This window comes from Rhodococcus sp. G6(2025), from assembly GCF_058628105.1.
This window is the reverse complement of sequence record NZ_CP179750.1, coordinates 7,768,134-7,794,146: the sequence shown is the minus strand read 5'-3', so window position 1 is coordinate 7,794,146 and position 26,013 is coordinate 7,768,134. Positions and strand designations below refer to the sequence as shown.

Below are 26,013 nucleotides of genomic sequence, written 5' to 3'. Positions count from 1 at the left end.
CACCTCGTCACACAGCACCCCGAACCGTCCGGTTCGGGGTGCTGTCGTCTGTCCGGGCCATCCGGGCACGGGCAGCGCCGAACGAGGACCGGTGAGTTCGGCGATATGTGACAAAGAAACCGGGCGGCGGAAGCGGTGCAATTGCCTTACAGAGACGAGCCCAGGAGGAATCGTGGAATCCAGAAAGATTCGGGTCGGTATCGACACCGGCGGAACATTCACCGACGTCGTGGCTGTGGACGAGGAGTCCGGAGCCGTCGTCACCACCAAGACACCCTCGACGCCTGCCGACCCGGCGCAGGGATTCCTCACCGGAATCGAGAAGGTGCTCGCCAAGCTCGGCGAGACCGGCGACGCGATCGGCGCCGTCAGCCACGGCACCACCGTCGCCACCAACAAGCTCCTCGAAGGCAAGGTCGAGAACCTCGGGTTCATCACCACCGAGGGTTACGAGCACGTCCTCGAGATCGCCCGCCAGTCCGTCCCCGACGGCTACGGCAACTCCTACTTCTGGGTCAAGCCCGACCGCATCGTCCCCGCCGACCGCGTCCGCACCATCGGCGGCCGGCTCGCGTTCGACGGCAGCGAGATCCGTCCCCTCGTCGAGGACGACGTCCGCGAGGCCGCCTGCTTCTTCGCCGAGCGCGGCATCCGCACCATCGGCGTGTGCCTCATGCACTCCTACGCCGACCCGAGCCACGAGAACCGCGTCCGGGATCTTCTGCTCGAGGAATACCCCGAGGCCACGGTGAGCATCTCCAGCCAGGTGCTGCGCGAGTACCGCGAATACGAGCGGTCCATCACCACGCTGGTCGACGCGGCCGTGAAGCCGAACATCCGCAACTACGTGAACAACATCGCGAACCGGCTGCGCGAGTTCTCCTCCGACGAGGGCGAGGCCCGCGACATCCCGTTCTACGTGATGAAGTCGAACGGCGGCGTGCTCTCCGCCAAGGAGGTCGTGCACCAGCCGATCACGACGGTGCTGTCCGGCCCGGCGGCCGGCGCACTCGGCGCGGCGCTCATCGCGAGTGTCGCGGGTGTGGAGCAGGTCCTCACGTGCGACGGCGGCGGAACGTCGACCGACGTCACCGTCGTGGTCCGCGGTGAGCCCGCGCTCACCACCGAGGGGCGGGTGGGGGCGTACCCGTCGAAGATCCCGATGATCGACGTCGTCACCGTCGGCGCCGGCGGCGGCTCCATCGCCTGGCAGACCCCCGAGGGCACGCTCCGCGTCGGACCGCAGTCGGCGGGCGCCGACCCCGGCCCGCTCTGCTACGGCAAGGGCGGCAGCGAGCCGACGATCACCGACGCCCACGTGCTGCTCGGCCGCATCCCACCCCACCTGCTCGGCGGCGAGATCCCCCTCGACACCGAACTGGCCCGCAAGGGCGTCGAGCAGCTCGCCCACCAGCTGAAGCTCGACTTCGAGGCGTGCGCCACCGGCATCCTCGAGGTGTCGGCGTGGAACCAGGCCAACGCGCTGCGGCAGATCACGGTCAAGCGCGGCCTCGACGTCCGCGACTTCACCCTGGTCACGTTCGGCGGATCCGGTTCGCTGCTCGCCTGCCGGCTGGTCGACATCCTCGGTCTCAAGGACGTCCTCGTCCCGCTGAACCCGGGCAACGTGTCCGCATTCGGGCTGCTCACGGTCGACGTCCGCAACGACTACGTGCAGACCCACGTCTGCAGGCACGACCGCCTGAAGATCGAGGAACTGCAGTCGGGGCTGGACGCGCTCGCCGCCGAGGCGGAACGTGCACTCGCCGACGAGGGCTTCGGCGAGGCGGAGCGCAAGTACGCGCGCTCGGCCGACCTGCGCTACCTCGGCCAGGCGTTCGAGGTGCGGGTGCCCGTCGGTGAAGGTCCCGTCACGCAGGAGTTGATGGACGACGCCGCGGACAGGTTCCACCAGGCGCACCAGGAGCTGTACGGCTACGACTTCCGCGGCGACCCCCACCAGCACGTCGAGTGGGTGAACCTGCGCGTCAGCGGCATCGGCCCGATCAAGCGCCCGACGCTCAACGAGATCGCGGCGGGGACCGGAGCCGAATCCGCCGTGACCGGCACCCGTCCGGCGTACTTCGACGAGTGGGTCACCACCCAGGTCTACGACCGGGCCCGGCTCGGCGCCGGCGACGTCCTCGAGGGTCCGGCGGTGATCGAGGAATTCAGCTCGACCATCCCCGTGCACCCCGGTTTCCGGGCAAGGATCGACACCTTCGGAAACATCCGCATCACCAAGATCGCCGACTCGAACGGAGCGAACCGATGACCGTCACCACCGAACCCGTTGCAGTGCAAGCGGTCAAGCCCTACCGGCTGACCCCGGTCGACGGCACGACGCCCGACCCGGTGCTGGTGGAGATCGTCGCCGGCTACCTCGCCAGCGTCGAGATGGAGGTCGAGACGTCGATCTCGCGGACCTCCCGCTCCCCGATGATCCGCGACGCGCACGACTTCCGGGCCGGCATCCACGACCGCAACCTCCGGAAGCTCACGGGCCGTTCGTATTCGGCGCTGGTGCATCCGGTGGCGCGGGACTTCCCGCTCGACACGATGAAGCCCGGCGACGTCTACTTCCACAACGACGTCTACCTGTCCGAAGGCGGCATCGGCCACCTCCCCGACCTCTGCGTCACCGTCCCGGTGTTCGCCACCCGACCGGGCGAGGAGGAACCGTCCGTCGTCGCGTTCGTGCAGGCGTTCGGTCACCACGACGACATCGGCGGCTGCTGCCCGGGATCGATGCCGTCCGGCGCGACCACGGTGTACGAGGAGGGCCTGATGGTCCCGCCGATCAAGCTGTGGGATCAGGGGGTGCCCAACGAGGCCGCACTGCGCATCATGACCCGCAACTCGCGGATGCCCGACGCGCTGGCCGCCGACCTCGACGCCGAGTGCTCCGCCTGCCTCATGGGCGCCCGTCGCCTCACCGAGCTGTTCGAGCGGTACGGCTGCGACACCGTCGAGGCCTGCTTCGACGCGATGATGGACGCGACCACCGAGACGTACCGGCGGGAAATCCTCAGCAAGATTCCCAAGGGCGAATACACGTGGGAGGACTACGCCGAACACGACGGCGTCGACGAGCCCATGCTGCACCGGCAGCGGATCACGCTCACCAAGACCGGCCCCGAGGACGAGGGCGGCGAACGCCTCATCCTCGACTTCAACGGCACCGGCCCGCAGGCCAAGGGTCCCATCAACCACTGCGGTGACTACGCCGACGGCAACTTCCTCATCAAGTGGCTCGCGCCGATCCTGCGCAACCTCGCCGACAGTCCCGAGCGGATGGCGGAACTCGACGTCAACGAGGGTGTCGTGCCGTTGATCGAGATGAAGTTCCCGGAGAAGGGCACGCTGATCACCCCGATCTTCCCGGCGCCCACCAACGCCCGGACGTTCGTGATCCTGCGGCTGCTCGGCGTGCTCGCCGGCGTCGTCGCGAAGGCCGTCGACGGGAACATGCCCGCCGACCAGGAGACCATCCGCTACACGGGGGTGTACGGCGAGGACTTCGACGGGCACTCGTACCTGATGCGGGAGGTGCTCGGCGGCGGGTCCGGCGGCAGGCACTACGCGGACGGGGAGGACACCATCCACGTCGTCCCCGACTCGCGGAACCTGCCGACCGAATTCACCGAGAGCCGGTTCCCGTTCATCGTCGAGAAGCTCGGTCTGGCGAAGGACTCCGGCGGCGCCGGACGCTACCGCGGCGGCCTCGGCTACGAGAAGCACATCCGGATGCTCAAGGACGCGAACTTCATGTCCATCGCCGACCGGTCGATCCTCTCCTGCTGGGGAGTCAAGGGCGGCAAGGCCGGACGACCGTTCTCGGTGGTCCTCGACCCGGGCGGCCCGAACGAGCGCGAGTTCGACGCGCTGACCGACGCCGAACCGATCAAGGCCGGCGAAGTGGTGCGCATCCGCACCACCGGTGGCGGCGGCTGGGGCGACCCGGTCGACCGTCCGATCGAGGAGGTCGTCCGGGACGTGCTGTGGGGCAAGGTGTCCGCGCAGGGTGCACGCGTCGACTACGGTGTCGTGCTGGCCTCGTCGACCGGGGAACCGGTCGCGGACGTCGACGCCACGGACGCGCTGCGCGAGCAGATGCGCGCGGACCGCGGCCTCGACGAGCCCTTCTTCGACCGCGGTCCCGGCTACGAACGCCTGTCCGGCGGTGCGAAGTTCGCCGAGTTCGACTTCATCGATCGGTGATCCGATGACCGAGTCACTCTCCCGCGGCGCCGAGATCGCCGTCATCGGCGCCGCGGGGAAGACCGGAGCCGCCGTCGTGGCGGCGCTCGAGGGACTCGCCGACGTACGCCGGGTGGTGCACACCGCCCGGCGTCCCGGCGACTTCGCCGTCGACCTCGAAACGGGTGCAGGACTCGAAGAGGCGCTGTCGGGTTGCCGGGGCGTGTACTTCATCGCCCCCAACGTGCACCCCGACGAGCCGGCGCTGCTGCGGAACGCGATGCGCGCCGCAGCGTCGGTGGGCGTCGAGCATCTCGTCTACCACTCCGTGGCCTGGCCGTACACCCCGCTCATGCCCCACCACGTCGACAAGGCGCGGTGCGAGGACGCGCTCCGGACGTTCGGCGGGCTCCGGTGGACCGTCCTGCAGCCGTGCGCCTACGCCGAGAATTTCGGGGCTGTGCTGGCGGGCACGGCGACGACCGTCGAACTGCCCTACAGTCCCGACGCGGCGTTCTCGTTCGTCGCACTCGCGGACGTCGCCGAGGTCGCGGCGCGCGTCCTCGCCGAGGGCCCGGACATCCACCACGGCGCCACCTACGAACTCGGCGGCCCGGAAGCCCTCAGCGTGCGGGACCTGTGCGACCGGGCGGGTGGCCCGGTGTCGGTGAAGCAGGTGTCCGTCGACGAGTGGATGTCGCGGCACGGGCGGAACCTGACGGACGACGGTCGCGCCCGGTTGTCCGCGATGTTCGAGTTCTACGACCGGTACGGGTTCCTCGCGGGCGGCGCGCTGTTCGAGTCGCTGCTCGGGCGCCCGCCCACCCCCGCCAGGTGAGTGGCAAAGCGTGCTGGGGCACACTTTGCCACTCACATGGGGTCAGACGCCGATCCGGCCGCCCGACTTCCACACCGCCACGACGGCGGGACGCGGCTGCGCGTCGCCGCCGTCGGGCCAGTGCGACGCCGGGTTGTCGGCGCTCGCGTCGTCCAGTTCACCCGGGTGCTGCACGCACACCGTGACCCGCTCGTCGCCGACGATCGGACCGCAGGTCTCGGCGCCCTTGGGCACGGTGAGGAACTGCTTGGTCTCCCCGCGGTTCGGGCCCTCGAGGACGACGCTGAACAGGCCGTCGTTGGACTTCAGCGCGTTGCCGTCGGTGGAGATCCACAGGTTGCCGTGCGGATCGAACGCCAGGTTGTCGGGGCAGGAGATCGGGCTGACGCTCTCCTTGTCGAAGCCGCCGAAGTACGTGTCGGCCTCCGTCGGGTCGCCGCAGACGAGCAGCAGGTTCCACGTGAACGCGGTGCCGGCGTGGTCGTCGGTGAGTTCGAGGACCTGGCCGTTCTTGTTGTTGTTCCGCGGGTTGGCCTCGTCGGCCGCCGCGCCGCCGTCGACGCCGCGCTTGGTGTTGTTGGTCAGCGCCACGTACACCTTGCCGGTCGTCGGGCTGGGTTCGAAATCCTCGGGACGGTCCATCTTGGTGGCACCGACCTTGTCGCCGGCCTGACGGGTGAACACCGCCACCTCTTCGGCGCTCATGCCGTCGACGAGCGACTCACCCCGGCCGTCCTCGCCGGTGCGCAGCAGCGGGATCCACTCCCCGGTGCCGTCGAACGTGCCGCTCGCCGGCAGCGTGCCCGACCCGTCGATCTCGTCCGCCGAGTTGCCGCTGAACTTCGCGACGTACAGGGTGCCCGCGTCGAGCAGCGTCATGTTGTGGCGCAACGCGGCCTGACTCCTGCCCTCCATCACCTTGCGGCTGGAGACGAACTTGTACATGTAGTCGAAGCGCTCGTCGTCGCCGCTGTACGCCACGACGGTGCCGTCGTCGGTGACGTGGATGGTGGCGGCCTCGTGCTTGAACCGGCCCAGTGCCGTGTGCTTGACGGGTGCGGACGTCGCGTCCCACGGGTCGACCTCGACGACGTAGCCGAAGCGGTTGACCTCGTTCGGCTCCTGGATGAGGTCGAAACGCTTGTCGAACCGTTCCCACTTACGCTCGGAGGCAGCACCTTCCACGCCGTACCGCTTCAGCCGTGCGGCGACGGCGGGGTCGGTGACCAGTTCGGCGTTCGCGAAGTACTGGTTGAAGTTCTCCTCCCCCGACAGCACCGTGCCCCACGGTGTCACGCCACCCGAACAGTTGTTCAGCGTGCCGAGCACCTTCGTGCCCGTCGGGTCCGCGGACGTCTTCAGGAAGTCGCTGCCCGCGGCGGGACCGGTGACGACGAATTCCGTCGTCGCCGTGATGCGCCGGTTGTACGGTCCGAACTCGGGAGTGAGCGCGCCGGAGGCGGATTCGCCCTTCACCTGCACCACGGACAGCCCGTGGGCGGCGAGCGCGGTCTGGAACTGCTCCGGTGACGGGTTTTCGGCGTCGTAGCCCGTGAACATGAACGGCTCGGTGGTGTACTCGTGGTTGACCACCAGCAGGAAGGTGTTCGGCTGACCCTCGACCGGCAGGAGTCCGGCGAAGTCGTTGTTGAACCCGAACTGCTGCGCCTGCGCCTGGGCGGTCTGGTTGTCGAAGTCGAACGCGGGAGCCCCGGGCAGCACCGGGTCGCCCCAGCGGATCACCACGGCCTGCTCGTACCCGGCGGGGACGACGAGGGCGTCCTCGGTGTTGGGGGCGACGGCGTCGAAGTTCGTTCCGGTGGGCGCGGAACCGTCCGAACCGCCCGTGCCGGAGACGCTTCCGCTGCCGGAGTCGTCCGAGCAGGCCACCAGCGCGCTGCCCGCGCCGACGGCGAGGACGGCCATCCCCGTGCCGCGCAGCATCCCGCGCCGCGACAGGGCGGTGCGGGCGATGTCACGGAAATACTCGCCGTGCGAGGTGTTGGGCACGTCGTGGGAGCACGCGTTTCCGCACTTGTACTGACAAGTGACGGACGCGCGCGAGGACACTCCGTCGTGATTGACGAACAGTGCGAGGGGTTTCAAGCTCACCGTGGCTCCCGATTCGAATGTGGACAACTCCGGCACCGTAGAAGTCGTAAGCGAGACGAAGGGAACATTTGTATGAACGTGCGGACAACGAGGGGAGCCTAAGTTCTGGCAGAAATTGCTCCTAGCCAGCAGCCCGGCAGCCGTGCACCATTGAAAGATGGACCCCGTCGAAGCGCTGCGGGAAATTGCGTTCTGGCTCGAGCGCTCGCGTGACGAGGCACCGAGGATCGCCGCATTCCGGCGGGCGGCCGACGTGCTGACGTACGCGGACGAGGACGCGCTGGCCGACCTGGAGGAGCGCGGCTGGGTGTCGCCACCCGACATCGGGTCCGAGGCTGCCGCGATCATCCGTGAGTGTGCCGCGTCGGTGCCGCTGTACCTGACGTACCTGCGCAATGCGGCCGAACCGATCGGACTCGGCGGGACCGAACTGCTCGACGCGCTCCGCGGCGACCTGCACACCCATTCCGACTGGTCGGACGGCCGGTGCCCGATCCGGGAGATGATGCGCCGCGCCGCCGCCCTGGGCCACGAGTACTGCGCGATCACCGATCACTCGCCGCGGCTGACGGTCGCGAACGGAATGTCGTCGGAGCAACTGCTCTCCCAGCTGAGCGTCGTCGCCGAACTGAACGCGGAACTCGCGCCGTTCCGCGTGCTGACCGGCATCGAGGTCGACATCCTCGTCGACGGCTCCCTCGACCAGGACGACGACCTGCTCGCCGACCTGGACATCGTGGTGGCCAGCGTGCACTCGCACCTGGACACCGACCGGGCGACGACGACCAAGCGGATGCTGCAGGCCGTGAAGTCCCCGCACGTCGACGTCCTCGGGCACTGCACCGGCCGGCTCGTCGAGGGTGCGCGGGGGCCGCGGCCCGAATCGAAATTCGACGCGGAACGGGTGTTCGAGGCGTGCCGCGAGTACGGCACCGCGGTCGAGATCAACGCCCGCCCCGAGCGCCGAGACCCGCCGGGACGCCTGATCGACCTCGCACTGAACAGCGGGTGCAAGTTCTCCATCGACACCGACGCGCACACCACCGGTCAGCTCGCCTGGCAGGGGTACGCCTGCGAGCGCGCCGCCGAACGCGGAGTCGAGCCGTCGGACGTGATCAACACCCTGCCCGTCGCCGAGTTGCTGGAGTGGGCCGGAACACCGATCCGGCAATGATCCGCGTCGGCATCGTCGCGCTCGTCGTCGTGGCTCTGCTGGTCGCCGCCGTGTGGGTATTGCAGCGACGACTGATCTATTACCCCGACAACTCCCCGGTGCCGCCTGCCGACCGACTGATCGCCGGGGCCGAGGACGTCACGCTGACCACCTCGGACGGCCTCGAACTCGGTGCCTGGTACGTCCCACCCGCGAGCGGGGACCCGCGCATGACCGTCCTCGTGGCCGCCGGGAACGCCGGCAACAGGGCCGACCGGGCGCTGCTGGCGTCCGACCTCGCCGCCGCCGGTTTCGCCACACTGCTCTTCGACTACCGCGGGTACGGCGGCAACCCCGGCCACCCCGGCGAGGACGGGCTGGCACTCGACGTCCGGGCGGCCCGCCGACACCTCGTCGACGAACGTCGCGTGCCGCCGGAGCGGCTGCTCTACTTCGGGGAAAGCCTCGGCACCGGCGTCGTCACCGAACTCGCCACCGAGCATCCGCCTGCGGGCCTGCTGCTCCGGTCGCCGTTCGTCGACCTCGCCGCCGTCGGCGCAGCGCACTACCCGTTCCTGCCGGTCAAGCTGTTGCTGCGCGACCGATTCCCCGTCGCGGAGTACGTCGCACGCATCGGTGTGCCCACCACCGTCGTCTACGGCACCGCCGACATCGTCGTCCCGCCGGAGCAGAGCGCTCGCGTGGCCGATGCGGCGCTCGGCCCGGTGGAAACCGTCGTGCTGCAAGGGGCGGGGCACAACGACGACGTGATGTTCGGTGGCGCGGAGATCGTCCGCGCCACCGCCGATCTGGCCGCGAGGGCGCTCCGCGCCCCGTGAGCCTTTTTGGTACCCGGGACTACCAAAAGGGCGCACGGGCGCGTCAGCGCACTATGACGACGTCCAGCGTCCGCGGACCGTGGACGCCCTCGACGCGGTTGAGTTCGATGTCGCTGGTGGCGCTGGGACCGCTGATGAACGTCAGCGGTTTGGTCGCGTCGAGGGTCTGGAAGGCCTGCGGCACGGTGTCGACGATCTGATCGGTGCGCACGATGCAGATGTGGTGATCCGGGACCAGGGTCAGTGCCCGCCGCCCCTGGCCGGCGCCGCCGTCGAGCACGATCGTCCCGGTGGCGGCGATCCCGAGGGTGCAGCCGGTGACGACGACGTCGAGCGCGTCGAGTTCGAGCGTCGACAGTTCGGCGGGTGCCCCGTCGACGACGACGTCACGTCGCGGCCGCCACGACAGCGGCAGGTCCGGCGGGACGACGGCGCGCGCGCCCTCCGCGATCAGCCCGGTGACGACCTCGGCGACCGTGTTCTCGTCGGCGCGGTGGACCTGCGCGCGGTAGTCGTCGACGGTGTGGGCGAAGAACTCGACGTCCCCGGGGCCCGACGCGGGCTGCCGGTGGTAGTCGCGGGGAACGGGTTCGGGGGCGGGCGCTTCGGCGAGCGCCGACCGGATCCGGGTCAGGATCTCTTCGCGTGCGGTCATCGTGTCGTGTCCTCGTGAGTGCGGGCCCACCATTGTCGGAAGGTCTCCTTCGGCGGGGCGGGGAGGTCGCGGCTCGCGGTCCACCTCGACCCCGGGTACGGCAGCGACGTGATGCGTCCCTTCTTGCCGCCCAGCACCCGGCCGATCTTGGACGCCGTCTCGGCGGCGGCGAACCGCTTCTCCGACCCCATCACGAAGCCCGCGGCCTTCATCGCGAGGTCCAGGCCGCCCGGAAGTCCGTGCCGCTCGGAGTCGACCTGTTCCGCACGCAGGTGCACCAGGATGCTGGGGATGTCGATGCGCACCGGGCAGGCATCGAAGCAGGCGCCGCACAGCGTCGAGGCGAACGGCAGCGAGGCGTTCGGGTCGTCGTGACCGGTGGTCCCGGTGAGTTGCGGGCTGAGGATCGCGCCGATCGGGCCCGGATACACGGACCCGTACGCGTGACCGCCCGCCCGCTCGTAGACGGGACACACGTTCAGGCAGGCGCTGCAGCGGATGCAGTGGAGCGCCGAACGCCCGACCTCGTCCGCGAGGACGTTGGTGCGACCGTTGTCGAGGAGGACGACGTGGAAGTTCTGCGGGCCGTCGCCGGGATGCACCCCGGTCCACATGGAGGTGTACGGGTTCATCCGCTCGGCGGTGGACGACCGCGGCAGCAGTTGCATGAACACCTCCAGGTCGGTGAACGTCGGGACCAGTTTCTCGATGCCCATGAGGGTGATGAGGGTGTCGGGGAGGGTGAGGCACATCCGCCCGTTGCCCTCCGACTCCACCACCGCAAGGGTCCCGGTTTCCGCGACCCCGAAGTTCGCGCCGCTGATCGCCACCTTCGCGGAGAGGAACTTCCGCCTAAGGTGTGCCCGCGCGGCCATCGCGAGTGCCCGTGGATCGTCGGTGATGTCCTTGTCGATGCCCGGCATCGATTTCAGGAAGATCTCGCGGATCTCGGCGCGGTTGCGGTGGATGGCGGGAACGAGGATGTGGCTCGGCTTGTCCTCGCCGAGTTGGACGATGAGTTCGGCGAGGTCGGTTTCGATCGCCGCGATCCCGTTCTCTTCGAGATGCTCGTTGAGGCCCGTCTCCTGGGTGGCCATCGACTTGACCTTCACGACCTCGTCGGAGCCGGTGGCCCGCACGAGGTCGGTGATGATCCGGTTCGCCTCCTCCGAATCGCGCGCCCAGTGGACGGTGCCGCCGCGGGCGGTGACGTTCTCCTCGAACTGCACGAGCAGTTCGGGGAGCCGCGCCATCACGTCCGCCTTCAGGGCGCTGCCCGCCCGGCGCAGTTCCTCCCAGTCGTCGACCTCGGCGACCGCGGCGATGCGCTTGTTGCGGATGGTGGTGGTGGCCGCGCCGAGGTTGGCGCGCAGCTGGGTGTCGGCGAGCGATTTCCGCGCCGCGTCGGGGAAAGATTCTGTGCCCCGGATATTTCCGGTGCCCGCATGGAAGGTGGGCGAGCCGAGGAACGTGGTCATGCGTTGCTCCCGATCTTCTCGGTGCTCGCCAGGATCTCGGCGAGATGGACGGTGCGGACCCCGCTGCGCAGCCGGGACAGTCCGCCGCCGATGTGCATCAGGCAGGACGAGTCGCCGGCGCTGCACACCTCGGCGCCCGTGCTCAGGACGTTGCCCATCTTGTCGGCGAGCATCGCGGTCGACGTCTCGGAGTTCTTCAGCGCGAACGTTCCGCCGAAACCGCAACAGGATTCGGCGGCGGGCAGTTCGATCAGCGTCATCCCGCGCACCGCGCGCAGCAGTTGCAGCGGCTTGTCCGCGACGCGCAGCATCCGCAGCGAGTGGCATGTCGGGTGGTACGTCACCCGGTGGGGGTAGTAGGCGCCGACGTCGGTGACGCCGAGGACGTCGACGAGCAGTTCCGACAGTTCGTACGTCCGGGACGCGACCTCCTCGGCGCGCGTCGCGAGCGATTCGTCGCCGTACCGGCGGGCGACCATCGCGTGCTGGTGCCGGACGGATCCGACGCAGGAACCGGACGGCGCCACCGCGACGTCCCAGGACGGTCCGCTCTCGAACGCCTCCACGTGGTGACGGACGAGTGGCAGCGCTTCGGCCTGGTAGCCGGTGTTGACGTGCATCTGCCCGCAGCACGTCTGCTTCGGTGGGAACACGACCTCGTGGCCGAGCCGCTCGAGCAGGCGGACCGTCGAGGTGGCGGATTCGGGGAACAGGGCATCCGCCAGGCACGTGGCGAACAGGGCGATTCTCATCGGGTACTCCAACCGGGCTGGGCTGTGGTCTGACCACAGTAGCGCACTGTGGTCAGACCACACCAGGTAAACTTTCGTCGTGCGCACACACGAGGTCGTCCTGCATCGCATCGAGCAGGATCTGGCGGCAGGCAAACTCACCGTCGGCGGTCGTCTGCCCGCCGAGCGCGCACTCGCGGAGGAACTGGGGGTCGGACGCTCGTCCGTCCGCGAGGCCATACGCGTGCTCGAGGCCATGGGCATCGTCCGCACGGCCGTCGGGTCCGGACCGGACGCAGGCGCGATCGTGGCCGCCGACCCGGCCGCGTCCATCGGCGCGGCCATCCGACTGCACATGGCGACGCGCACGCTGCCCATCCACGACGTCGTCCAGACGCGCACACTGCTCGAGTCGTGGGCGGTGCAGGAAGCCGCCGGAAAGGCCCCCGACCTCGACTTCTCGACCATCGACACACTGCTCGACGCGATGGACGACGAGGACCTCTCACCCGAGGCGTTCCACCGGCTCGACGCCGACCTGCACGTCGCGATGGCCGGACTCGCGGGCAACGTCCTCGTCGAGGCGATGATGGTCTCGCTCCGCGACTCCATTCACGGCTACGTCATGCAGGCCGTTCCGCTCCTCGACGACTGGCCTGCGGTCGCGACCCACCTCCGCTGCGAGCACCGCGGCATCGTCGCCGCCCTCCGCGGCGGACACGGCGCCGAGGCCGCCGGCCTGGTGCGGGAGCACATCGAGGGCTTCTACGGACGCTTCGCGCCCGTGCGTGGGTGACGTGTAGAGGCGGGCGGTGATCGGGCGAGTGCAGCATCGGCACCGCCGCCGAGTGGGAGAGGTGACCAGACCGGTGATCCGTCGTGTCGCTGGTGCTCGAAGCTAGGATCGTGTGACACAGGCGGCAACACCATGCAGTTCGCGGGCGTGGTTTCGTGGGGAGAATCGGGCCATGGCGGACGAGCAGCGCAAGACGGTCGGTGTCTTGTCGCGCGCGTTCGCCATCATCGACGCCGTCGAGTTACGACCGATGATCACGAGCGAGCTTGCGCGCACTGTCGGCTTGTCGAAGTCGACCACCCAACGTCTCGTGGCCGAGCTCGCCCACTATGGCTACCTGCGTCGAGATGCCGAGGGTCGATACTGGCTCGGGTATCGCTTCACTGCAGCGGGGATGACCGATATCGCCATGCCGGTGCTGCGGGAGCTGAGCGAGGGCACCGGTGAGTCCTCGCAGTTGTGGGTCCGGCGCGGTGACCTGCGCTTGTGCGCCGCCAGTGTCGAATCGTCGAACGAACTGCGGGCCACCATGCCGGTCGGCACCACATTTCCGCTGGCGGAAGGGTCGAGCGGTCACGTGCTGGCCGGCGATTTCGACAACGACCCCGTCGCGCGACGCCGCGGCTGGTGGCAGACGCTCTCCGAGCGGGTTCCCGGACTCGGCTCGGTCAGTGCACCGGTACGAGTACACGGCGAGATCGTCGCGTCGGTGTGCGTGTCGGGCCCGTTGCACCGGCTCGGTGACGATCCCGGACCCCGTCTCGGTCCCTCGGCCGTCGACGCCGCTCATCGCATCGAAAAGTCACTTCTCGACTCCTGACCCCGGAGGGTGCGTCTTTTCGTGTCATTTCGACGTGGGCCGGCCGCCATGCCTCGTTGCGCTCTGTGATCCGGAGCACTATGGTTGCCCCATTATTCGGGCCATAATGACCCAAATAATGGGCCACCACGAAGATTGATCGCATCGCCGACAGGAATCGGAGCGTCATGAACAACGCCACCACAGGTCCGCTCGACGGCATCACTGTCCTGGAGCTCGGTAACTTCATCGCAGCGCCCTTCGCGACCCGGCTGCTGGCTGATTTCGGCGCCGAAGTCATCAAGATCGAGCGTCCCGACGGTGGGGACGAGCTGCGCGGTTGGCGTCGCAGCAGGGGCACCACCTCGATGATGTATCGCACCATCGCCCGAAACAAACGATCGGTGACGCTCGATTTGAAGAGCGCCGAGGGGCAGCAGCTGGTGCTGGACCTGGCCGCCCAGGTCGATGTCGTGATCGAGAACTTTCGCCCTGGCACGCTCGAACGCTGGAACATCGGGCCCGAACAGTTACAGGCAGCGAACCCGGACATCGTCCTGGTCCGGATCTCCGGTTACGGCCAGAACGGCCCCTATGCGCAGCGCGCCGGCTTCGGTGGGGTCGCCGAGGCGTTCGGCGGATTGCGTTATGTGACCGGCTATCCCGACCGTGAGCCGGTGCGTCCGGCAGCACCGCTGGGCGACACCCTCGCCGGTCTCTACGGCGCGGTCAGCGCGTTGATGATGCTTCTGGCCAAAGCCCGCGGCGGCGACCACCCGAGGCCCCAGGTCGCCGATGTCGCACTGTACGAATCGGTCTTCATGGCGATGGAGTCGCTGACCGCTGACTACGACGCCTATGCCATGGTGCGCGAGCGCACCGCCGGCAATCTTCCCGGTGTGGTGCCCAGCGGCTCCTACCCGTGTGCCGACGGCTCGGTTCTGATCGCCGGGAACGCCAGCGGGGTCTTCGCAAGGCTGATGAACGCCGTCGGCCGCCCAGACCTGGCGAGTGATCCCGACCTGGTCGACGGCACCAAACGCTATCTGCGGGAAGACGATCTCGACGAGGCGATCGTGGCATGGACGACGACCCGATCCACGAGAGACGTCGTCACCGAACTGTCCGACGCCGGTGTCCCGGCCAGCGACGTCTACGACGCCGCCCGCATCGTCTCCGACGAGCACTATCTGGCCCGCGGGATGATCCAGCCGTTCAAGGTCGACGTCGAAGACGGCTCACCCGAGGAGGTGCGCTTCCCCGGCGTGGTACCTCAGTTCGATGGCCAGGCAACGAAAGTCGGGTGGTTGGGGCCTGATCTCGGTGCCGACACCGAGCCCGTACTGGGCCGGATGCTGGGCCTGACACCCGACCGCCTGAACGCACTGCGCACAGCAGTCATCATCTGACCCGCGGGCATCCGCCGCCCCTCTGCTCCCTGGTGCAGCCGCACCCTTCCCGTTTGCCCCGCACGGAAAGAACACGGTCCCATGGTCTACGCCATCTCCATCCTCGCCCTCGTGCTGATCTTCACCATCGCCACCAAGGTGCCGATCAACATGGGCATCCTCGCCTTCGCCGGCGCCTTCCTGGTCGGCGGATGGGTGTCGGGGATCCCGATCGACGACATCGTCGACGCATTTCCCGGTGACATCTTCCTGATCGTCGCCGGGATCACCTTGCTGTTCGCCATCGCCAAGGCCAACGGCACCATCAACATCATCGTCGAATCGGCCCTACGCCTGGTCCACGGACGGCGCTGGGCGCTGGTGTGGATGATGTTCCTGCTCTCCGGCGCGCTGATGGCCCTGGGATCACCGATGGCGGCAGGCATGCTCGCCCCCATCGCGATGCGGCTGGCCGGGAAAAAGAAGATCAACCCCCTGCTGATGGGCATGGCCATCAACCACGGTGCTCTGGGCTGCGCGTTCTCGCCCATCACCATCTACGGTGCCTTCGTCAACGGATTGATCAAATCCGCCGGGTACGAGGCGAACCCGCTGCTGCTGTTCATCGTTCCCTTTGCACTGAACACCCTGTTCCTCGCCGTACTGTTCGCCATCTACGGCCGCGACCTGCTCCACGAGCTGCCCGAAGACCGTGACGAGATCACCGGCGCCGGCGCCAGCGCAGGCGCATCGACCCGCCCCCATCCCAGCCCGGGATCTGGCACCGCCTCCGCGACCGCCGTCCTGCCTGACGTCGATGTCATCGGCCGCACCCCGTTCAACCGGGAACGGGTCGCGACGCTCATCGGAATCCTGCTCCTGGCAGTAGGTTCGGTGGCCTTCAACGTCGACGTCGGAGTCAGCTCGATCTGCATCAGCACGGTTCTGCTGCTGATGGCCCCGAAGAAGATGCCCCGGATCGAAGACAAGGTGGCGTGGCCGGCGGTCGTGCTGGTGTGCGGCATGCTCACCTACATGACGGTGCTCAAACAAAACGGCACCCTCGACTTCCTCGGCGACGCCGCCACCCACCTCGGCTCCCCTCTCGCCGCCGCGCTGATCCTGCTGTACGCCGCCGCGATCATCTCCGCGGTCGGGTCCTCGATCGGCACCCTGGGCATCGCGCTGCCGCTGGCCGCACCCATGCTCGCCGCCGGGGAACTCGGCGCGCTGGGTTTCATCATCGCGCTGGCCTTCGCCTCCACCGTCGTCGACGTCAGCCCCTTCGCCACGAACGGATCCATCGTGGTGGCCGAGGCCGACGTCGAAGACCGTCAACGGTTCCAGCGCAGCGTCCTGGCCTACTGCGGCCTGGTCGTGCTCCTCGCCCCGCTGGTGGCCTGGGCCCTGATCGTCGTTCCCACCTCGCTCTGATCCCCGGCCACCCCAAGAAGGTTCTCGCATGCCCGTCACCATCACCGACGTCGTCCTGCGCGACGGTCTACAGGACGAGAACGTCCTCGTCGCCACCGACGACAAACTCACCATCGCCGACGCGCTGGTGGCAGCCGGAGTCCGGCAGATCGAAGCCGTGTCCTTCGTCTCGCCCACCCGCGTTCCTCAGATGGCCGACGCCGACGCGCTCATCGCCCGGTTGCAGCCCTACCGCGCCACCACGCAGGTCAGCGCGTTGGCGCTGAACCCCACCGGGGTTCACCGTGCAGTGGCCGCCGGAGTCGACGTCGTGCACATCGCGGCGTCGGCCAGTTCCGCACACAGCCGAGCGAACGCCGGCAAGTCCGCTGCACAGGCCCTCGAGGACCTGTCCCAGGCGGTGGCCGGCTACCCGGAGCAGCGGTTCCTCGGCGGGATATCCACCGCATTCGTCTGCCCGTTCGAGGGAACCGTCTCACCCACACGTCTGGTAGAGGTCGCCGAACAGTTCGCAGCCATGGGGATACGCGCCCTGGGGCTGGCCGACACCCTGGGCACCGCCACCACCGAGCACGTGCTCACCGCGGTGGGCGCCGTGCGCGAAGCACTGCCCGACCTCACCATCGGACTGCACCTGCACAACGCCGACGGCCAAGCACTCACCACCGCCCTGCAAGCAGCACGCCATCTGGGGATCGCACACTTCGACAGCGCGGTCGGCGGATACGGCGGGTGCCCCTTTGCACCGGGCGCACACGGCAACCTCGCGACCGAGGAGCTGGTCGCGCATTTTCACCGTCATGATGTGGAAACCGGCATCGATCAGGCACAGGTCACCGCCGCAGCATCGTTGGTCAAGCGTGTCCTCACAGCCTCACCGCAGCTCTCGGTGTGATGGTCGACCGGTGAGCGAGCGCGAAGCGCCTCAGTACGCCTCGAGGATCTGCGCCTCGGCGTCTTCGAGGTAGGTCTTGAGTAGCTGACCTGCGGCTTCGGTGTTGCCCGCGACCAGCGCGTCGTAGATCTCGTGATTGCGGGTGAGGTACGGGCCGTGGAATCGGTGGGCGTCGTCCATGACGTGGAAGACGAGCCGCGCCTCGTTCCACACGCTGCGCATGAGTTCGTCGATGCGATTGCTGTTGTTGAGGCTCGCGAGGGCGCTGTGGAAGTGGATGTCGGCGGTGCCGACTCCGGTCCAGTCCTCGACGGCGTACCGCTCGTCGGCCAGGTCCAGGGCCTCGGCCACGCGCGACAGGTCGCCGGTGGCGGGGTCGAATCCGTTGACGCCCGCACATTCGACGACGCGCCGGCAGATGTACAGCTCGGTGATGTCCTCGGCCGTGGGCACGCGGACGAAGACTCCGCGGTTGAGTTCGTGCGCGACCAGTCGGTCTTCGATCAGGATCTGGAAGGCCTCGCGCACCGTGTTGCGGGAGACGTCGAGGGCGGCACAGATGTCGGGTTCGGAGAGACGCGCCCCTGGTCGGAACGTTCCGTCGATGATTGCGTCCCGCAGAATGCCGGCCACCCGGGTGGTCCTGCTGGTGCGTTCGAGCAGGCCGCGGTGAGCGGCCAGGCGGGAATGCGCATCGCCGCGAAGGGCATTCGAGCTGGTCAAGTCCACTCCTCAGGTTTCGATCTCGACCGCAATCATAGTTGTGAGCTCGGTTCCGCGATGAATTCCATGTTAAACGATCCTCTCAGGGTATTGCAGGATCGTTGAACGATTTGTACCGTGATGGGAGTTACACCGTTTCTTCCGGCAGTTACATCCCTTCTTCAGGCGAGGTGCCATGACCACAGATACACAGACCGAGGTCGCGCAGGCGCGCCCCTTCGACTGGTTCCGCACCCTCGGGCCGAAGGGAAAGAGAGCCTTCATCGGCGCGTTCGGCGGGTACGGACTCGACTCCTACGACTTCCAGGTCCTCCCGCTCGGCCTCGCGGCCATCGCCGCCTACTTCGGCCTCACCACCGGACAGGCTGGCCTGCTGACGACGGTGACGCTGGTCGTGTCTGCGCTCGGCGGTGCCCTCGCCGGCATCCTCGTCGACAAGATCGGCCGGGTCCGCACCCTGCAGGTCACGGTCGCGACGTACACGATCTTCACGGTGCTGTGCGGCTTCGCGCAGAACTTCGAGACGCTGCTCGTCTTCCGCGCCTTCCAGGGCCTCGGCTTCGGCGGCGAGTGGGCGGCGGGTGCGATTCTCGTGGCCGAATACGCCCGGGCCGAGTACCGGGGCCGGGCCGTGGCGTTCGTCCAGAGCGCGTGGGCAGTGGGCTGGGCGCTGGCGGTGATCGTCTACACGGTCGTCTTCCAGCTGTTCGATCCCGACGTCGCGTGGCGAGTGCTGTTCTTCACCGGTGTCCTGCCCGCGTTCCTCATCATCTGGGTTCGCCGGAATCTGAAGGATCCCGAGGTCGTCACGAAACGTCGTGAGTCCGCGGGCAAGGAGACCGGCTCGTTCGCCGCGATCTTCCGCGGCGGACTGCTCAAGACCACCGTCCTCGCGTCGCTGCTCGCCACCGGCGTGCAGGGCGGCTACTACACGCTGGCGTCCTGGCTGCCCACATTCCTGAAGACCTCGCGCGGACTCGACGTCGTCGGCACCGGCGGCTACCTCGCCATCCTGATCTCGGGTGCGTTCCTCGGCTACGTCAGCGGCGGCATCCTCACCGACAAGCTGGGACGCAAGCGGACCATGCAGCTGTTCGCGGCACTGTCGGCCGTCTTCATGGTGGGCTACACCCAGGTGCCCGAGGGCGCGAACATGTTGATCCTCATCCTGGGCTTCCCCCTCGGCTTCTGCACGTCGGCGATCTTCAGTGGATTCGGATCGTTCCTGTCCGAGCTGTACCCGACGCAGTCCCGCGGCACGGGCCAGGGCTTCACGTACAACTTCGGCCGCGCGGTCGGCGCCGTGTTCCCGGCGGTCGTCGGTTTCCTGGCGGCCACCCAGCTGGGTATCGGCGGCGCGATGATCTTCGGTGCGCTCGGATATGCCATCGCCGTCTTCGCCCTGTTCTTCCTCCCCGAGACCCGCGGGATCCAACTTGACTGACTCACCGGCCGACCTCCGCTCCGCGTTCCGTTCGGGACGTGTCACCCCGACCGCCGGTCTGGCGCCCGGATTCGCCCAGACGAATCTCATCGCCGTACCGGAGGACTGGGCCTACGACGTCCTGCTGTTCACGCAGCGGAACCCCAAGCCGTGCCCCGTCCTCGACGTCGGCGACGTCGGCTCCCGCGAGACGATGCTCGCCCCCGGCGCCGACATCACCACGGACCTGCCGCTGTACCGCGTGTGGAAGGACGGCGAACTGGCCGACGAGACCGCGGACGTGTCGGGGCTGTGGCGGGACGACCTCGTGGCGTTCCACATCGGGTGCAGCTTCACGTTCGAGCACCCGGTGGCCGCCGCCGGGGTCCCGCTGCGGCACGTCGAGCAGGGCAGCAACGTCCCGATGTTCGTGACCAACCGTGAATGCAGGCCCGCGGGCCGGATGAGCGGACCGATGGTGGTGTCGATGCGGCCCGTTCCCGAACATCAGGTCGCGCTCGCCGCGGCGATCTCGGCGCGGATGCCTGCCGTCCACGGTGGGCCCGTGCACATCGGCGATCCCGCGGAACTCGGCATCGCCGATGTCGCGGCCCCCGACTTCGGCGATCCGGTGAACTTCGAGCCCGGCGACGTGCCGATGTTCTGGGCCTGCGGGGTCACCCCGCAGGCCGCGGTGATGGCGTCCCGGTTGCCGTTCGCGATCACCCACGCGCCCGGGTACATGCTGATCACCGACATCCCGGACAGCGAGTACGTGCTGGAGGTTCCCGATGCGCGTTGATCTGAACTGCGACCTCGGTGAGGGTTTCGGGCAGTGGACCCTGGCGGACGACGAGGCCCTCCTCGACATCGTCACGAGCGCGAACATTGCGTGCGGGTTTCACGCGGGGGATCCGATGATCATCCGACGGGCCTGCGAGGGTGCGGCCGAGCGCAACGTCGCGATCGGTGCGCACGTGGGTTTCCGGGATCTGGCCGGATTCGGCCGTCGTGAACTTGCGGTGTCGCCGGCGGATCTGCGCGACGAGACGCTGTACCAGATCGGCGCGCTCGCCGGGTTCGCACGTGCCGCCGGGTCCCGTGTGTCGTACGTCAAACCGCATGGTGCGCTCTACAATTCCGCCGCGCTCGACTACGAGCGGGCCGAGGCGATCGCGTCGGCCATCGGTCGGTTCACCGAACCGCTCGCGCTGATGGGCCCACCCGGCTCGCAGTTGCAGCGTGCGGCGCAAACCCATGGCATCGAATTCGTCGCCGAGGGTTTCGCCGATCGCCGCTACACCGCCGCGGGCACGTTGACCCCGCGCTCGGTGACCGGCGCCGTCATCGACGATCCCGACGTCGCCGCCGCCCAGGCCGTGCGCATGGTGTCGAGCGGAACGGTGGAGTCGATCGACGGCGCCGACGTCGCGGTGTCGGTGCACAGCATCTGCGTCCACGGCGATTCGCCGGGGTCCGTGCGCACGGCCCGCCAGGTTCGGCACGCCCTGGAGAGCGCCGACGTCACGCTCGGGTCCTTCGCATGACCACCCCGAGCGCCGGCACCCGGATCCTTCCGGCGGGCAACCGGGGCCTCCTCGTCGAACTGGAGTCGGAACCCTTCGTGGTGTCGCTGACCGAACGCCTCCGCCGCACCCCGGTCCCGGGGGTGGAGGACGTGCTTCCTGCGGCGCGGACGGTACTCGTGACCACGACTCCGCGCACCGACCTCGACGAGGTGCGCCGCGCGCTGCAGACGATGACCGTCGACCTCGAGGTGCACGAGGACAGCCGCGCAACCGAATCCGAGCCGGTCACCATCCCGGTCCGCTACGACGGCGCCGATCTCGCCGACGTCGCCGACCATCTGCGGATGAGCCGCGAGGACGTGATCGCGGCGCACACGGCGGCCACCTGGCGCTGTGTATTCATCGGATTCGCACCGGGTTTCGCCTACCTGAGTTGCGGCGACGACCGGCTCACCGTGCCACGGCGGGCCCAGTCCCGGACCGTGGTGCCCGCCGGGTCCGTGGCCCTCGCCGGTGGCTACGGCGCGGTGTATCCCCGGTCCTCACCCGGTGGATGGCAGATCATCGGAACCACGGACTCCCCGATGTGGAACCTCGACGCGAACCCTCCGGCGCTGCTGCAGCCGGGGCGTCGCGTCCGATTCGTCGACGAGGAAACACTGTGAGTGAACTCGAAGTACTCGAAACGGGTCCGCTCAGCCTGATCCAGGACCTCGGCCGCCCCGGCTACCTGAGTTCAGGTGTGGGTGTGTCCGGCGCCGCCGACCGCGGATCCGCGAAGCTGGCCAATCGGCTGGTCGGGAACGACGAGAACAGCGCGTGCATCGAGGTGTTGATGGGCGGCCTCGCCCTCCGCGCGCCGCAGGTGACCATCGTCGCCGTCACCGGGGCACCCGCTACGGCGCTGCTCGACGGAATCCCGATGGGGCACGCGAGCGTCATCGTGATGCAGCCGGGGCAGACGCTGCGCCTGCAGTACGCGCAGGTCGGCCTGCGCAGCTACGTCGGCGTCCGAGGCGGCGTCGCGGTGCCGGACGTGCTCGGCTCCCGCAGCACCGACACCCTCTCCGGAATCGGCCCGGAAGCGTTGAAACCCAACGACGTTCTGCTCGTCGGCACCGCGGCGACGAGTTTCCCGAACGTCGAGGTCGCGCCCGTCCCCCCGATGGAGGCGGGAACGCTGTCGGTGCGGGTCGTCGGCGGCCCCCGCGACGACTGGTTCACCAACCCCGAAGCGTTGACCACGGGGGTGTGGGCCGTCTCCCCGGACACCGACCGCATCGGGGCGCGCCTGAACCGGCACGGCGACGCGCCTGCACTGGTGCGGACGTCCGAGGCCGAACTCCCGACCGAAGGTGTCGCGCTCGGCTCCATCCAGGTTCCGCCGAGCGGGCAGCCCGTCGTCTTCCTCGCGGACCATCCCATCTCGGGCGGTTATCCCGTCATCGGCGTCGTCGCGGACGAGGACATCGACCGGATCGCCCAGGCTCGACCCGGTCAACTGATTCGCTTCACCACTGCGTGATCGGCTTCGCTCCGATCCCACTACAGGAGATCACCCCATCGTCATGAACAGCATCGGCACGGAACTCGACACCCCCTGGTCCCACGAGCTGTGGCGCAGCACGCTGCTCACGGAACCGCATCGTCTCGACACCGGCGTCGCGCGCCACTACGCGTCCGCGCTGCCGATCAGCTACGCCACCGAAACCGATCCGGCACAGGCGATCCGCGACGTCGCCGAGGTGGAGCGCCTCGACGTCGACAGTGTGGCGCTGACGTTCACCACCACCGAGGCGTCCGCGCCGTACGAGAACCTCAAGATCTACGCGGTCGGGAAACCCGCGCCGCTCAACGAGGTTCTGCCGATCCTGTCCAGCCTCGGTGTCAACGCGCTCGACGAACGGCCGGCCGCGCTGACCCGCCCGGACGGGCATCGGGCCTGGATCTACGACCTCACCGTCGATCTGGTCGCCGTGACGGACGGTCACGGGGTGACCCGGGACATCCGGGTCGCCGACGCGTTCCGGGCGGCGTGGACGGGTGAGACCGAGGTCGACGGGTTCAACGCGCTCGTCCTGCACGCCGGGCTGGGCTGGCGTCAGGTGACCGTCCTCCGCGCGTACGCCGCCTACCTGCGTCAGGCCGGGCTTCCGTACAGCCGCAGCAACGTCGAACGAGTCCTGCTGAGCAACAGTGCAATCACGCAACTCCTCGTGGAGTTCCACGCGCTCCGCCTCGACCCGGGGATCGAACGCGACGCCGCAGCGGAAGACGCGCTCGAGGGCCGCATCGTCGACGCGATCGACGCCGTCGCCGGAATCGACGCCGACCGGATCCTGCGGGCACTGCTGTCCCTGATCCGCGCCACCACCCGGACGACGTACTACGCCGGTGACCGTCGGCCCGCGCGCGCTCTCGCGTTCAAATTCGATTCCTCGTCGATCGACGAATTGCCGCTGCCCCGGCCGAAATACGAGGCCTACGTGTACTCGCCCCGGGTGGAGGGCGTGCACCTGCGATTCGACGACGTCGCCCGCGGCGGCATCCGGTGGTCGGATCGCCGCGACGACTTCCGCACCGAGATCCTCGGACTCGTCAAGGCGCAGGCGGTCAAGAACGCCGTCATCGTCCCCGCGGGAGCAAAGGGCGGCTTCGTCGTCAAGAACCCGCCCGTGCCCACCGGCGACGCCGCCGCCGACCGGGAGGCGACGGCGTCGGCGGGCATCTCCTGCTACCGCGAATTCATCTCGAGCCTCCTCGACATGACGGACAACCTCGACATCACGACCCGGCAGGTGATCGCGCCGGAGGGCATCGTCCGCCGCGATGGCGACGACACCTACCTCGTGGTCGCCGCGGACAAAGGGACAGCGGCATTCTCGGACGTCGCCAACGCGATCGCACTCGAGCGCGGGTACTGGCTCGGCGACGGATTCGCGTCCGGCGGATCCGTCGGCTACGACCACAAGGCGATGGGCATCACCGCCCGCGGCGCGTGGGAAAGCGTCATGCAGCACTTCCGCGAGATGGGCGTCGACACCCGCACCGACGACTTCACCGTCGTCGGCGTCGGAGACATGAGCGGCGACGTCTTCGGAAACGGGATGCTGCTCAGCCCCCACATCCGCCTGCTCGCAGCATTCGACCATCGGCATGTCTTCATCGACCCCGACCCCGACCCGCAGCGGTCGTGGGACGAGCGGGCACGCCTCTTCGGGCTCGGCAGGTCGAGTTGGAAGGACTACGACAAGGCGGTCCTCAGTGACGGCGCGATGATCGTCGACCGGTCCGCGAAGTCGGTTCGGCTGACACCGCAGGCCCGGCGCGTTCTCGGAATCGACGACGATCGGGCCCTCACCACCGTCGAACTCGTGCGTGCCGTCCTCGGTGCGCCCGCCGACCTGCTGTGGAACGGCGGCGTCGGCACGTACGTCAAGGCGACGACGGAGAGCCACGCGGACGTCGGCGACAAGTCGAACGACGCGGTCCGGCTCGACGCGCCCGAACTGCGGGTCCGGGTGGTCGGCGAAGGCGGCAACCTCGGGCTGACCCAGCTCGGGCGGATCGAATACGCGCGCAACGGTGGTCGCGTCAACACCGACGCGCTCGACAACTCCGCTGGCGTCGACTGCTCGGACCACGAGGTCAACATCAAGATCGCCCTGGCGGGCGCGACCGCCGACAACACCCTCACCGCGCAGGACCGGCGAACGCTGCTGTCCGACATGACCGACGACGTCAGCAGGCTCGTCCTCGCCGACAATCGCAGCCAGAACGAGATGATGAGCCTGAACCGGGCGCAGGCCGGCACCCTCGTCAGTTTCCACTCCCGCATGGTCGACGACCTGGAACGGCGCGGACACGTGGACCGCGCGATCGACGTGCTCCCGACGTCCGCGCAGTTCGGCGCGCTCGAACGTGAGCAGAAGGGGTTGACGAGTCCGGAGCTGGCGCAGCTCACCGCGCAGGTCAAGCGATTCATCAAGAGCGAGGTGTCGGGCACGACCCTCCCCGACAACGGGGTCTACGCCGGCCGGCTTCACAACTACTTCCCGCCGCGCCTCGGCCGGGAGTTCGCGCACACGGTCGCCGCGCATCCGCTGCGCCGGGAGATCGTCACGACGTCGGTCGTCAACGACATGGTCGACCGGGCGGGGATGACGTACGCCTTCCGGCTGCGGGAGGAGACGGGCGCCGACTCCGCGGAGGCGGTGAACGCCTTCACCGCGGTCGCCGAGATCTTCGACCTCGGAGCGACTTTCGAGCGGATCAGGGCAACGGCCGACACCACTCCGACGGCCGGGACGAACGCACTGACGGTGCAGACCCAGCGACTGATCGACCGCGCGTCGCGGTGGCTGACCACGCACCGGCCGCAACCGTTGCCGCTCGAGGCCACCATCGCCCGCTACCGGCCGGTCGTCCGCGACCTCGGGCCGCGCGTGCGGGAATGGTTACGGGGCGACGAGATCACCGCGGTGGAGCGGCGCACCGAGGCCCTCACATCGCGTGGGGCGGAGACCGGGCTGGCCGCGGACGTGGCGGACCTGCTGCACACGTACTGCCTCCTCGACATCGTGGACATCGCGGAGATCTCGCAGCACCGCCCCGAGGACGTCGCCGAACTGTACTTCGCGCTGTCGGCGCACCTGCACATCAACACCGCACTGACCGCAGTCACGGCTCTCCCCCGGCTGGACCGGTGGCACGCCCTCGCCCGCCTGGCCCTGCGCGACGACCTCTACAGCTCACTGCGCGCCATCACCCTCGACGCGCTGTCCGTGAGCGAACCCGGCGAGGACGCGGCCGACAAGGTCGACCAGTGGGAACAGCACAACGCCGCCCGGCTCTCCCGCGCGCGTGCGCTGCTGACCGAGATCGAGTCGGAGGTCGCCACCGAACCCACGCTGGCGCTGATCTCCGTCGCGGCCAGGCGGATCCGGGCGATGACGCGGTAGGCGCTTCGCGCCCGTGCGCCTTTCTGGTTGTTCCAGCTACCAAAATGGCGCACAGGCCG

At 68.7% G+C, this 26,013-nt stretch carries 21 protein-coding genes; 16 read left to right on the top strand and 5 right to left on the bottom strand.

Annotation, left to right across the window (positions count from 1 at the left end):
* Positions 1-172 precede the first annotated feature (172 nt).
* The 3 genes from ACLIVD_RS36100 to ACLIVD_RS36090 are packed head-to-tail and all read left to right on the top strand — an operon-like array spanning position 173 to position 5,038.
* The gene (locus ACLIVD_RS36100) at positions 173-2,275 is read left to right on the top strand and encodes a hydantoinase/oxoprolinase family protein (RefSeq protein WP_283352240.1); all 2,103 of its coding nucleotides are present in this window, start codon (positions 173-175) and stop codon (positions 2,273-2,275) included.
* Positions 2,272-4,221 (top strand): hydantoinase B/oxoprolinase family protein, encoded by a 1,950-nt coding sequence (locus tag ACLIVD_RS36095; protein ID WP_283352239.1) that lies wholly within the window; start codon positions 2,272-2,274, stop codon positions 4,219-4,221. The genes ACLIVD_RS36100 and ACLIVD_RS36095 overlap by 4 nt, the downstream gene beginning before the upstream one ends.
* Before the next feature lie 4 nt (positions 4,222-4,225).
* The gene (locus ACLIVD_RS36090) at positions 4,226-5,038 is read left to right on the top strand and encodes an NmrA family NAD(P)-binding protein (RefSeq protein ID WP_283352238.1); all 813 of its coding nucleotides are present in this window, start codon (positions 4,226-4,228) and stop codon (positions 5,036-5,038) included.
* Between the two features lie 42 nt (positions 5,039-5,080).
* Here the strand turns inward: ACLIVD_RS36090 and ACLIVD_RS36085 are convergent, their stop codons facing one another.
* Positions 5,081-7,150: a PhoX family protein gene (locus tag ACLIVD_RS36085; RefSeq protein ID WP_283352237.1), complete on the bottom strand. Its 2,070-nt coding sequence runs from the start codon at positions 7,148-7,150 to the stop codon at positions 5,081-5,083.
* Between the two features lie 157 nt (positions 7,151-7,307).
* Between ACLIVD_RS36085 and ACLIVD_RS36080 the strand changes: the two genes are divergently transcribed.
* Positions 7,308-8,324 (top strand): PHP domain-containing protein, encoded by a 1,017-nt coding sequence (locus tag ACLIVD_RS36080; protein WP_491931635.1) that lies wholly within the window; start codon positions 7,308-7,310, stop codon positions 8,322-8,324.
* Entirely contained in the window at positions 8,321-9,142 is an 822-nt protein-coding gene (locus ACLIVD_RS36075; protein ID WP_491931634.1) for an alpha/beta hydrolase, read from the top strand. The genes ACLIVD_RS36080 and ACLIVD_RS36075 overlap by 4 nt, the downstream gene beginning before the upstream one ends.
* A gap of 43 nt (positions 9,143-9,185) precedes the next feature.
* Here ACLIVD_RS36075 and ACLIVD_RS36070 read toward each other — a convergent pair whose 3' ends face one another.
* Genes ACLIVD_RS36070 through ACLIVD_RS36060 form a run of 3 tightly spaced genes read right to left on the bottom strand, consistent with a single transcriptional unit; the run spans position 9,186 to position 12,027 of the window.
* Entirely contained in the window at positions 9,186-9,797 is a 612-nt protein-coding gene (locus ACLIVD_RS36070; protein WP_491931633.1) for a LutC/YkgG family protein, read from the bottom strand.
* Entirely contained in the window at positions 9,794-11,275 is a 1,482-nt protein-coding gene (locus ACLIVD_RS36065; protein ID WP_491931632.1) for a LutB/LldF family L-lactate oxidation iron-sulfur protein, read from the bottom strand. The genes ACLIVD_RS36070 and ACLIVD_RS36065 overlap by 4 nt, the downstream gene beginning before the upstream one ends.
* Positions 11,272-12,027 carry a (Fe-S)-binding protein gene (locus ACLIVD_RS36060; protein WP_477953072.1) on the bottom strand — a complete coding sequence of 252 codons (756 nt, stop codon included), beginning with the start codon at positions 12,025-12,027 and terminating at the stop codon, positions 11,272-11,274. The genes ACLIVD_RS36065 and ACLIVD_RS36060 overlap by 4 nt, the downstream gene beginning before the upstream one ends.
* 79 nt (positions 12,028-12,106) lie before the next feature.
* Between ACLIVD_RS36060 and ACLIVD_RS36055 the strand changes: the two genes are divergently transcribed.
* The 5 genes from ACLIVD_RS36055 to ACLIVD_RS36035 all read left to right on the top strand — a co-directional run bounded on the left by ACLIVD_RS36055 (position 12,107) and on the right by ACLIVD_RS36035 (position 17,318).
* Positions 12,107-12,802 carry a FadR/GntR family transcriptional regulator gene (locus ACLIVD_RS36055; protein ID WP_491931631.1) on the top strand — a complete coding sequence of 232 codons (696 nt, stop codon included), beginning with the start codon at positions 12,107-12,109 and terminating at the stop codon, positions 12,800-12,802.
* A 172-nt stretch (positions 12,803-12,974) separates the two neighbouring features.
* A complete protein-coding gene (locus ACLIVD_RS36050; RefSeq protein WP_054247469.1) occupies positions 12,975-13,622 on the top strand; it encodes an IclR family transcriptional regulator in 648 nt (215 codons plus the stop codon).
* A 167-nt stretch (positions 13,623-13,789) separates the two neighbouring features.
* The gene (locus ACLIVD_RS36045) at positions 13,790-15,010 is read left to right on the top strand and encodes a CaiB/BaiF CoA transferase family protein (RefSeq protein WP_491931630.1); all 1,221 of its coding nucleotides are present in this window, start codon (positions 13,790-13,792) and stop codon (positions 15,008-15,010) included.
* Between the two features lie 81 nt (positions 15,011-15,091).
* On the top strand, positions 15,092-16,423 hold the full coding sequence (locus ACLIVD_RS36040) for an SLC13 family permease (protein WP_283333314.1): 1,332 nt from the start codon (positions 15,092-15,094) through the stop codon (positions 16,421-16,423).
* A 28-nt stretch (positions 16,424-16,451) separates the two neighbouring features.
* Positions 16,452-17,318, top strand: a complete 867-nt coding sequence (locus ACLIVD_RS36035; protein ID WP_491931629.1) for a hydroxymethylglutaryl-CoA lyase — start codon at positions 16,452-16,454, stop codon at positions 17,316-17,318.
* Positions 17,319-17,348: 30 nt separating this feature from the next.
* Here ACLIVD_RS36035 and ACLIVD_RS36030 read toward each other — a convergent pair whose 3' ends face one another.
* On the bottom strand, positions 17,349-18,047 hold the full coding sequence (locus tag ACLIVD_RS36030; RefSeq protein ID WP_144288899.1) for a GntR family transcriptional regulator: 699 nt from the start codon (positions 18,045-18,047) through the stop codon (positions 17,349-17,351).
* 169 nt (positions 18,048-18,216) lie between these two features.
* Between ACLIVD_RS36030 and ACLIVD_RS36025 the strand changes: the two genes are divergently transcribed.
* Genes ACLIVD_RS36025 through ACLIVD_RS36000 form a run of 6 tightly spaced genes read left to right on the top strand, consistent with a single transcriptional unit; the run spans position 18,217 to position 25,954 of the window.
* Complete coding sequence (locus tag ACLIVD_RS36025; RefSeq protein ID WP_005571253.1) at positions 18,217-19,485, top strand: MFS transporter; 1,269 nt, start codon at positions 18,217-18,219, stop codon at positions 19,483-19,485.
* Complete coding sequence (locus tag ACLIVD_RS36020) at positions 19,424-20,266, top strand: putative hydro-lyase (RefSeq protein WP_491931628.1); 843 nt, start codon at positions 19,424-19,426, stop codon at positions 20,264-20,266. The genes ACLIVD_RS36025 and ACLIVD_RS36020 overlap by 62 nt, the downstream gene beginning before the upstream one ends.
* Positions 20,256-21,011: a LamB/YcsF family protein gene (locus ACLIVD_RS36015; protein WP_317571101.1), complete on the top strand. Its 756-nt coding sequence runs from the start codon at positions 20,256-20,258 to the stop codon at positions 21,009-21,011. Before ACLIVD_RS36020 ends, ACLIVD_RS36015 begins: the two co-directional genes overlap by 11 nt.
* Positions 21,008-21,658 carry a 5-oxoprolinase subunit B family protein gene (locus tag ACLIVD_RS36010; RefSeq protein WP_491931627.1) on the top strand — a complete coding sequence of 217 codons (651 nt, stop codon included), beginning with the start codon at positions 21,008-21,010 and terminating at the stop codon, positions 21,656-21,658. The genes ACLIVD_RS36015 and ACLIVD_RS36010 overlap by 4 nt, the downstream gene beginning before the upstream one ends.
* Entirely contained in the window at positions 21,655-22,518 is an 864-nt protein-coding gene (locus tag ACLIVD_RS36005; RefSeq protein WP_280779315.1) for a 5-oxoprolinase subunit C family protein, read from the top strand. Before ACLIVD_RS36010 ends, ACLIVD_RS36005 begins: the two co-directional genes overlap by 4 nt.
* Before the next feature lie 43 nt (positions 22,519-22,561).
* Positions 22,562-25,954: an NAD-glutamate dehydrogenase domain-containing protein gene (locus tag ACLIVD_RS36000; protein WP_491931626.1), complete on the top strand. Its 3,393-nt coding sequence runs from the start codon at positions 22,562-22,564 to the stop codon at positions 25,952-25,954.
* Positions 25,955-26,013 lie beyond the last annotated feature (59 nt).

Bases quoted from the DNA above. Each gene is read 5' to 3' on its own strand.
- ACLIVD_RS36095 (WP_283352239.1), top strand. From the start codon at position 2,272: ATGACCGTCACCACCGAACCCGTTGCAGTGCAAGCGGTCAAGCCCTAC.
- ACLIVD_RS36090 (WP_283352238.1), top strand. From the start codon at position 4,226: ATGACCGAGTCACTCTCCCGCGGCGCCGAGATCGCCGTCATCGGCGCC.
- ACLIVD_RS36080 (WP_491931635.1), top strand. From the start codon at position 7,308: ATGGACCCCGTCGAAGCGCTGCGGGAAATTGCGTTCTGGCTCGAGCGC.
- ACLIVD_RS36075 (WP_491931634.1), top strand. From the start codon at position 8,321: ATGATCCGCGTCGGCATCGTCGCGCTCGTCGTCGTGGCTCTGCTGGTC.
- ACLIVD_RS36070 (WP_491931633.1), bottom strand. From the start codon at position 9,797: ATGACCGCACGCGAAGAGATCCTGACCCGGATCCGGTCGGCGCTCGCC.
- ACLIVD_RS36065 (WP_491931632.1), bottom strand. From the start codon at position 11,275: ATGACCACGTTCCTCGGCTCGCCCACCTTCCATGCGGGCACCGGAAAT.
- ACLIVD_RS36060 (WP_477953072.1), bottom strand. From the start codon at position 12,027: ATGAGAATCGCCCTGTTCGCCACGTGCCTGGCGGATGCCCTGTTCCCC.
- ACLIVD_RS36050 (WP_054247469.1), top strand. From the start codon at position 12,975: ATGGCGGACGAGCAGCGCAAGACGGTCGGTGTCTTGTCGCGCGCGTTC.
- ACLIVD_RS36045 (WP_491931630.1), top strand. From the start codon at position 13,790: ATGAACAACGCCACCACAGGTCCGCTCGACGGCATCACTGTCCTGGAG.
- ACLIVD_RS36040 (WP_283333314.1), top strand. From the start codon at position 15,092: ATGGTCTACGCCATCTCCATCCTCGCCCTCGTGCTGATCTTCACCATC.
- ACLIVD_RS36035 (WP_491931629.1), top strand. From the start codon at position 16,452: ATGCCCGTCACCATCACCGACGTCGTCCTGCGCGACGGTCTACAGGAC.
- ACLIVD_RS36025 (WP_005571253.1), top strand. From the start codon at position 18,217: ATGACCACAGATACACAGACCGAGGTCGCGCAGGCGCGCCCCTTCGAC.
- ACLIVD_RS36020 (WP_491931628.1), top strand. From the start codon at position 19,424: ATGCCATCGCCGTCTTCGCCCTGTTCTTCCTCCCCGAGACCCGCGGGA.
- ACLIVD_RS36015 (WP_317571101.1), top strand. From the start codon at position 20,256: ATGCGCGTTGATCTGAACTGCGACCTCGGTGAGGGTTTCGGGCAGTGG.
- ACLIVD_RS36010 (WP_491931627.1), top strand. From the start codon at position 21,008: ATGACCACCCCGAGCGCCGGCACCCGGATCCTTCCGGCGGGCAACCGG.
- ACLIVD_RS36000 (WP_491931626.1), top strand. From the start codon at position 22,562: ATGAACAGCATCGGCACGGAACTCGACACCCCCTGGTCCCACGAGCTG.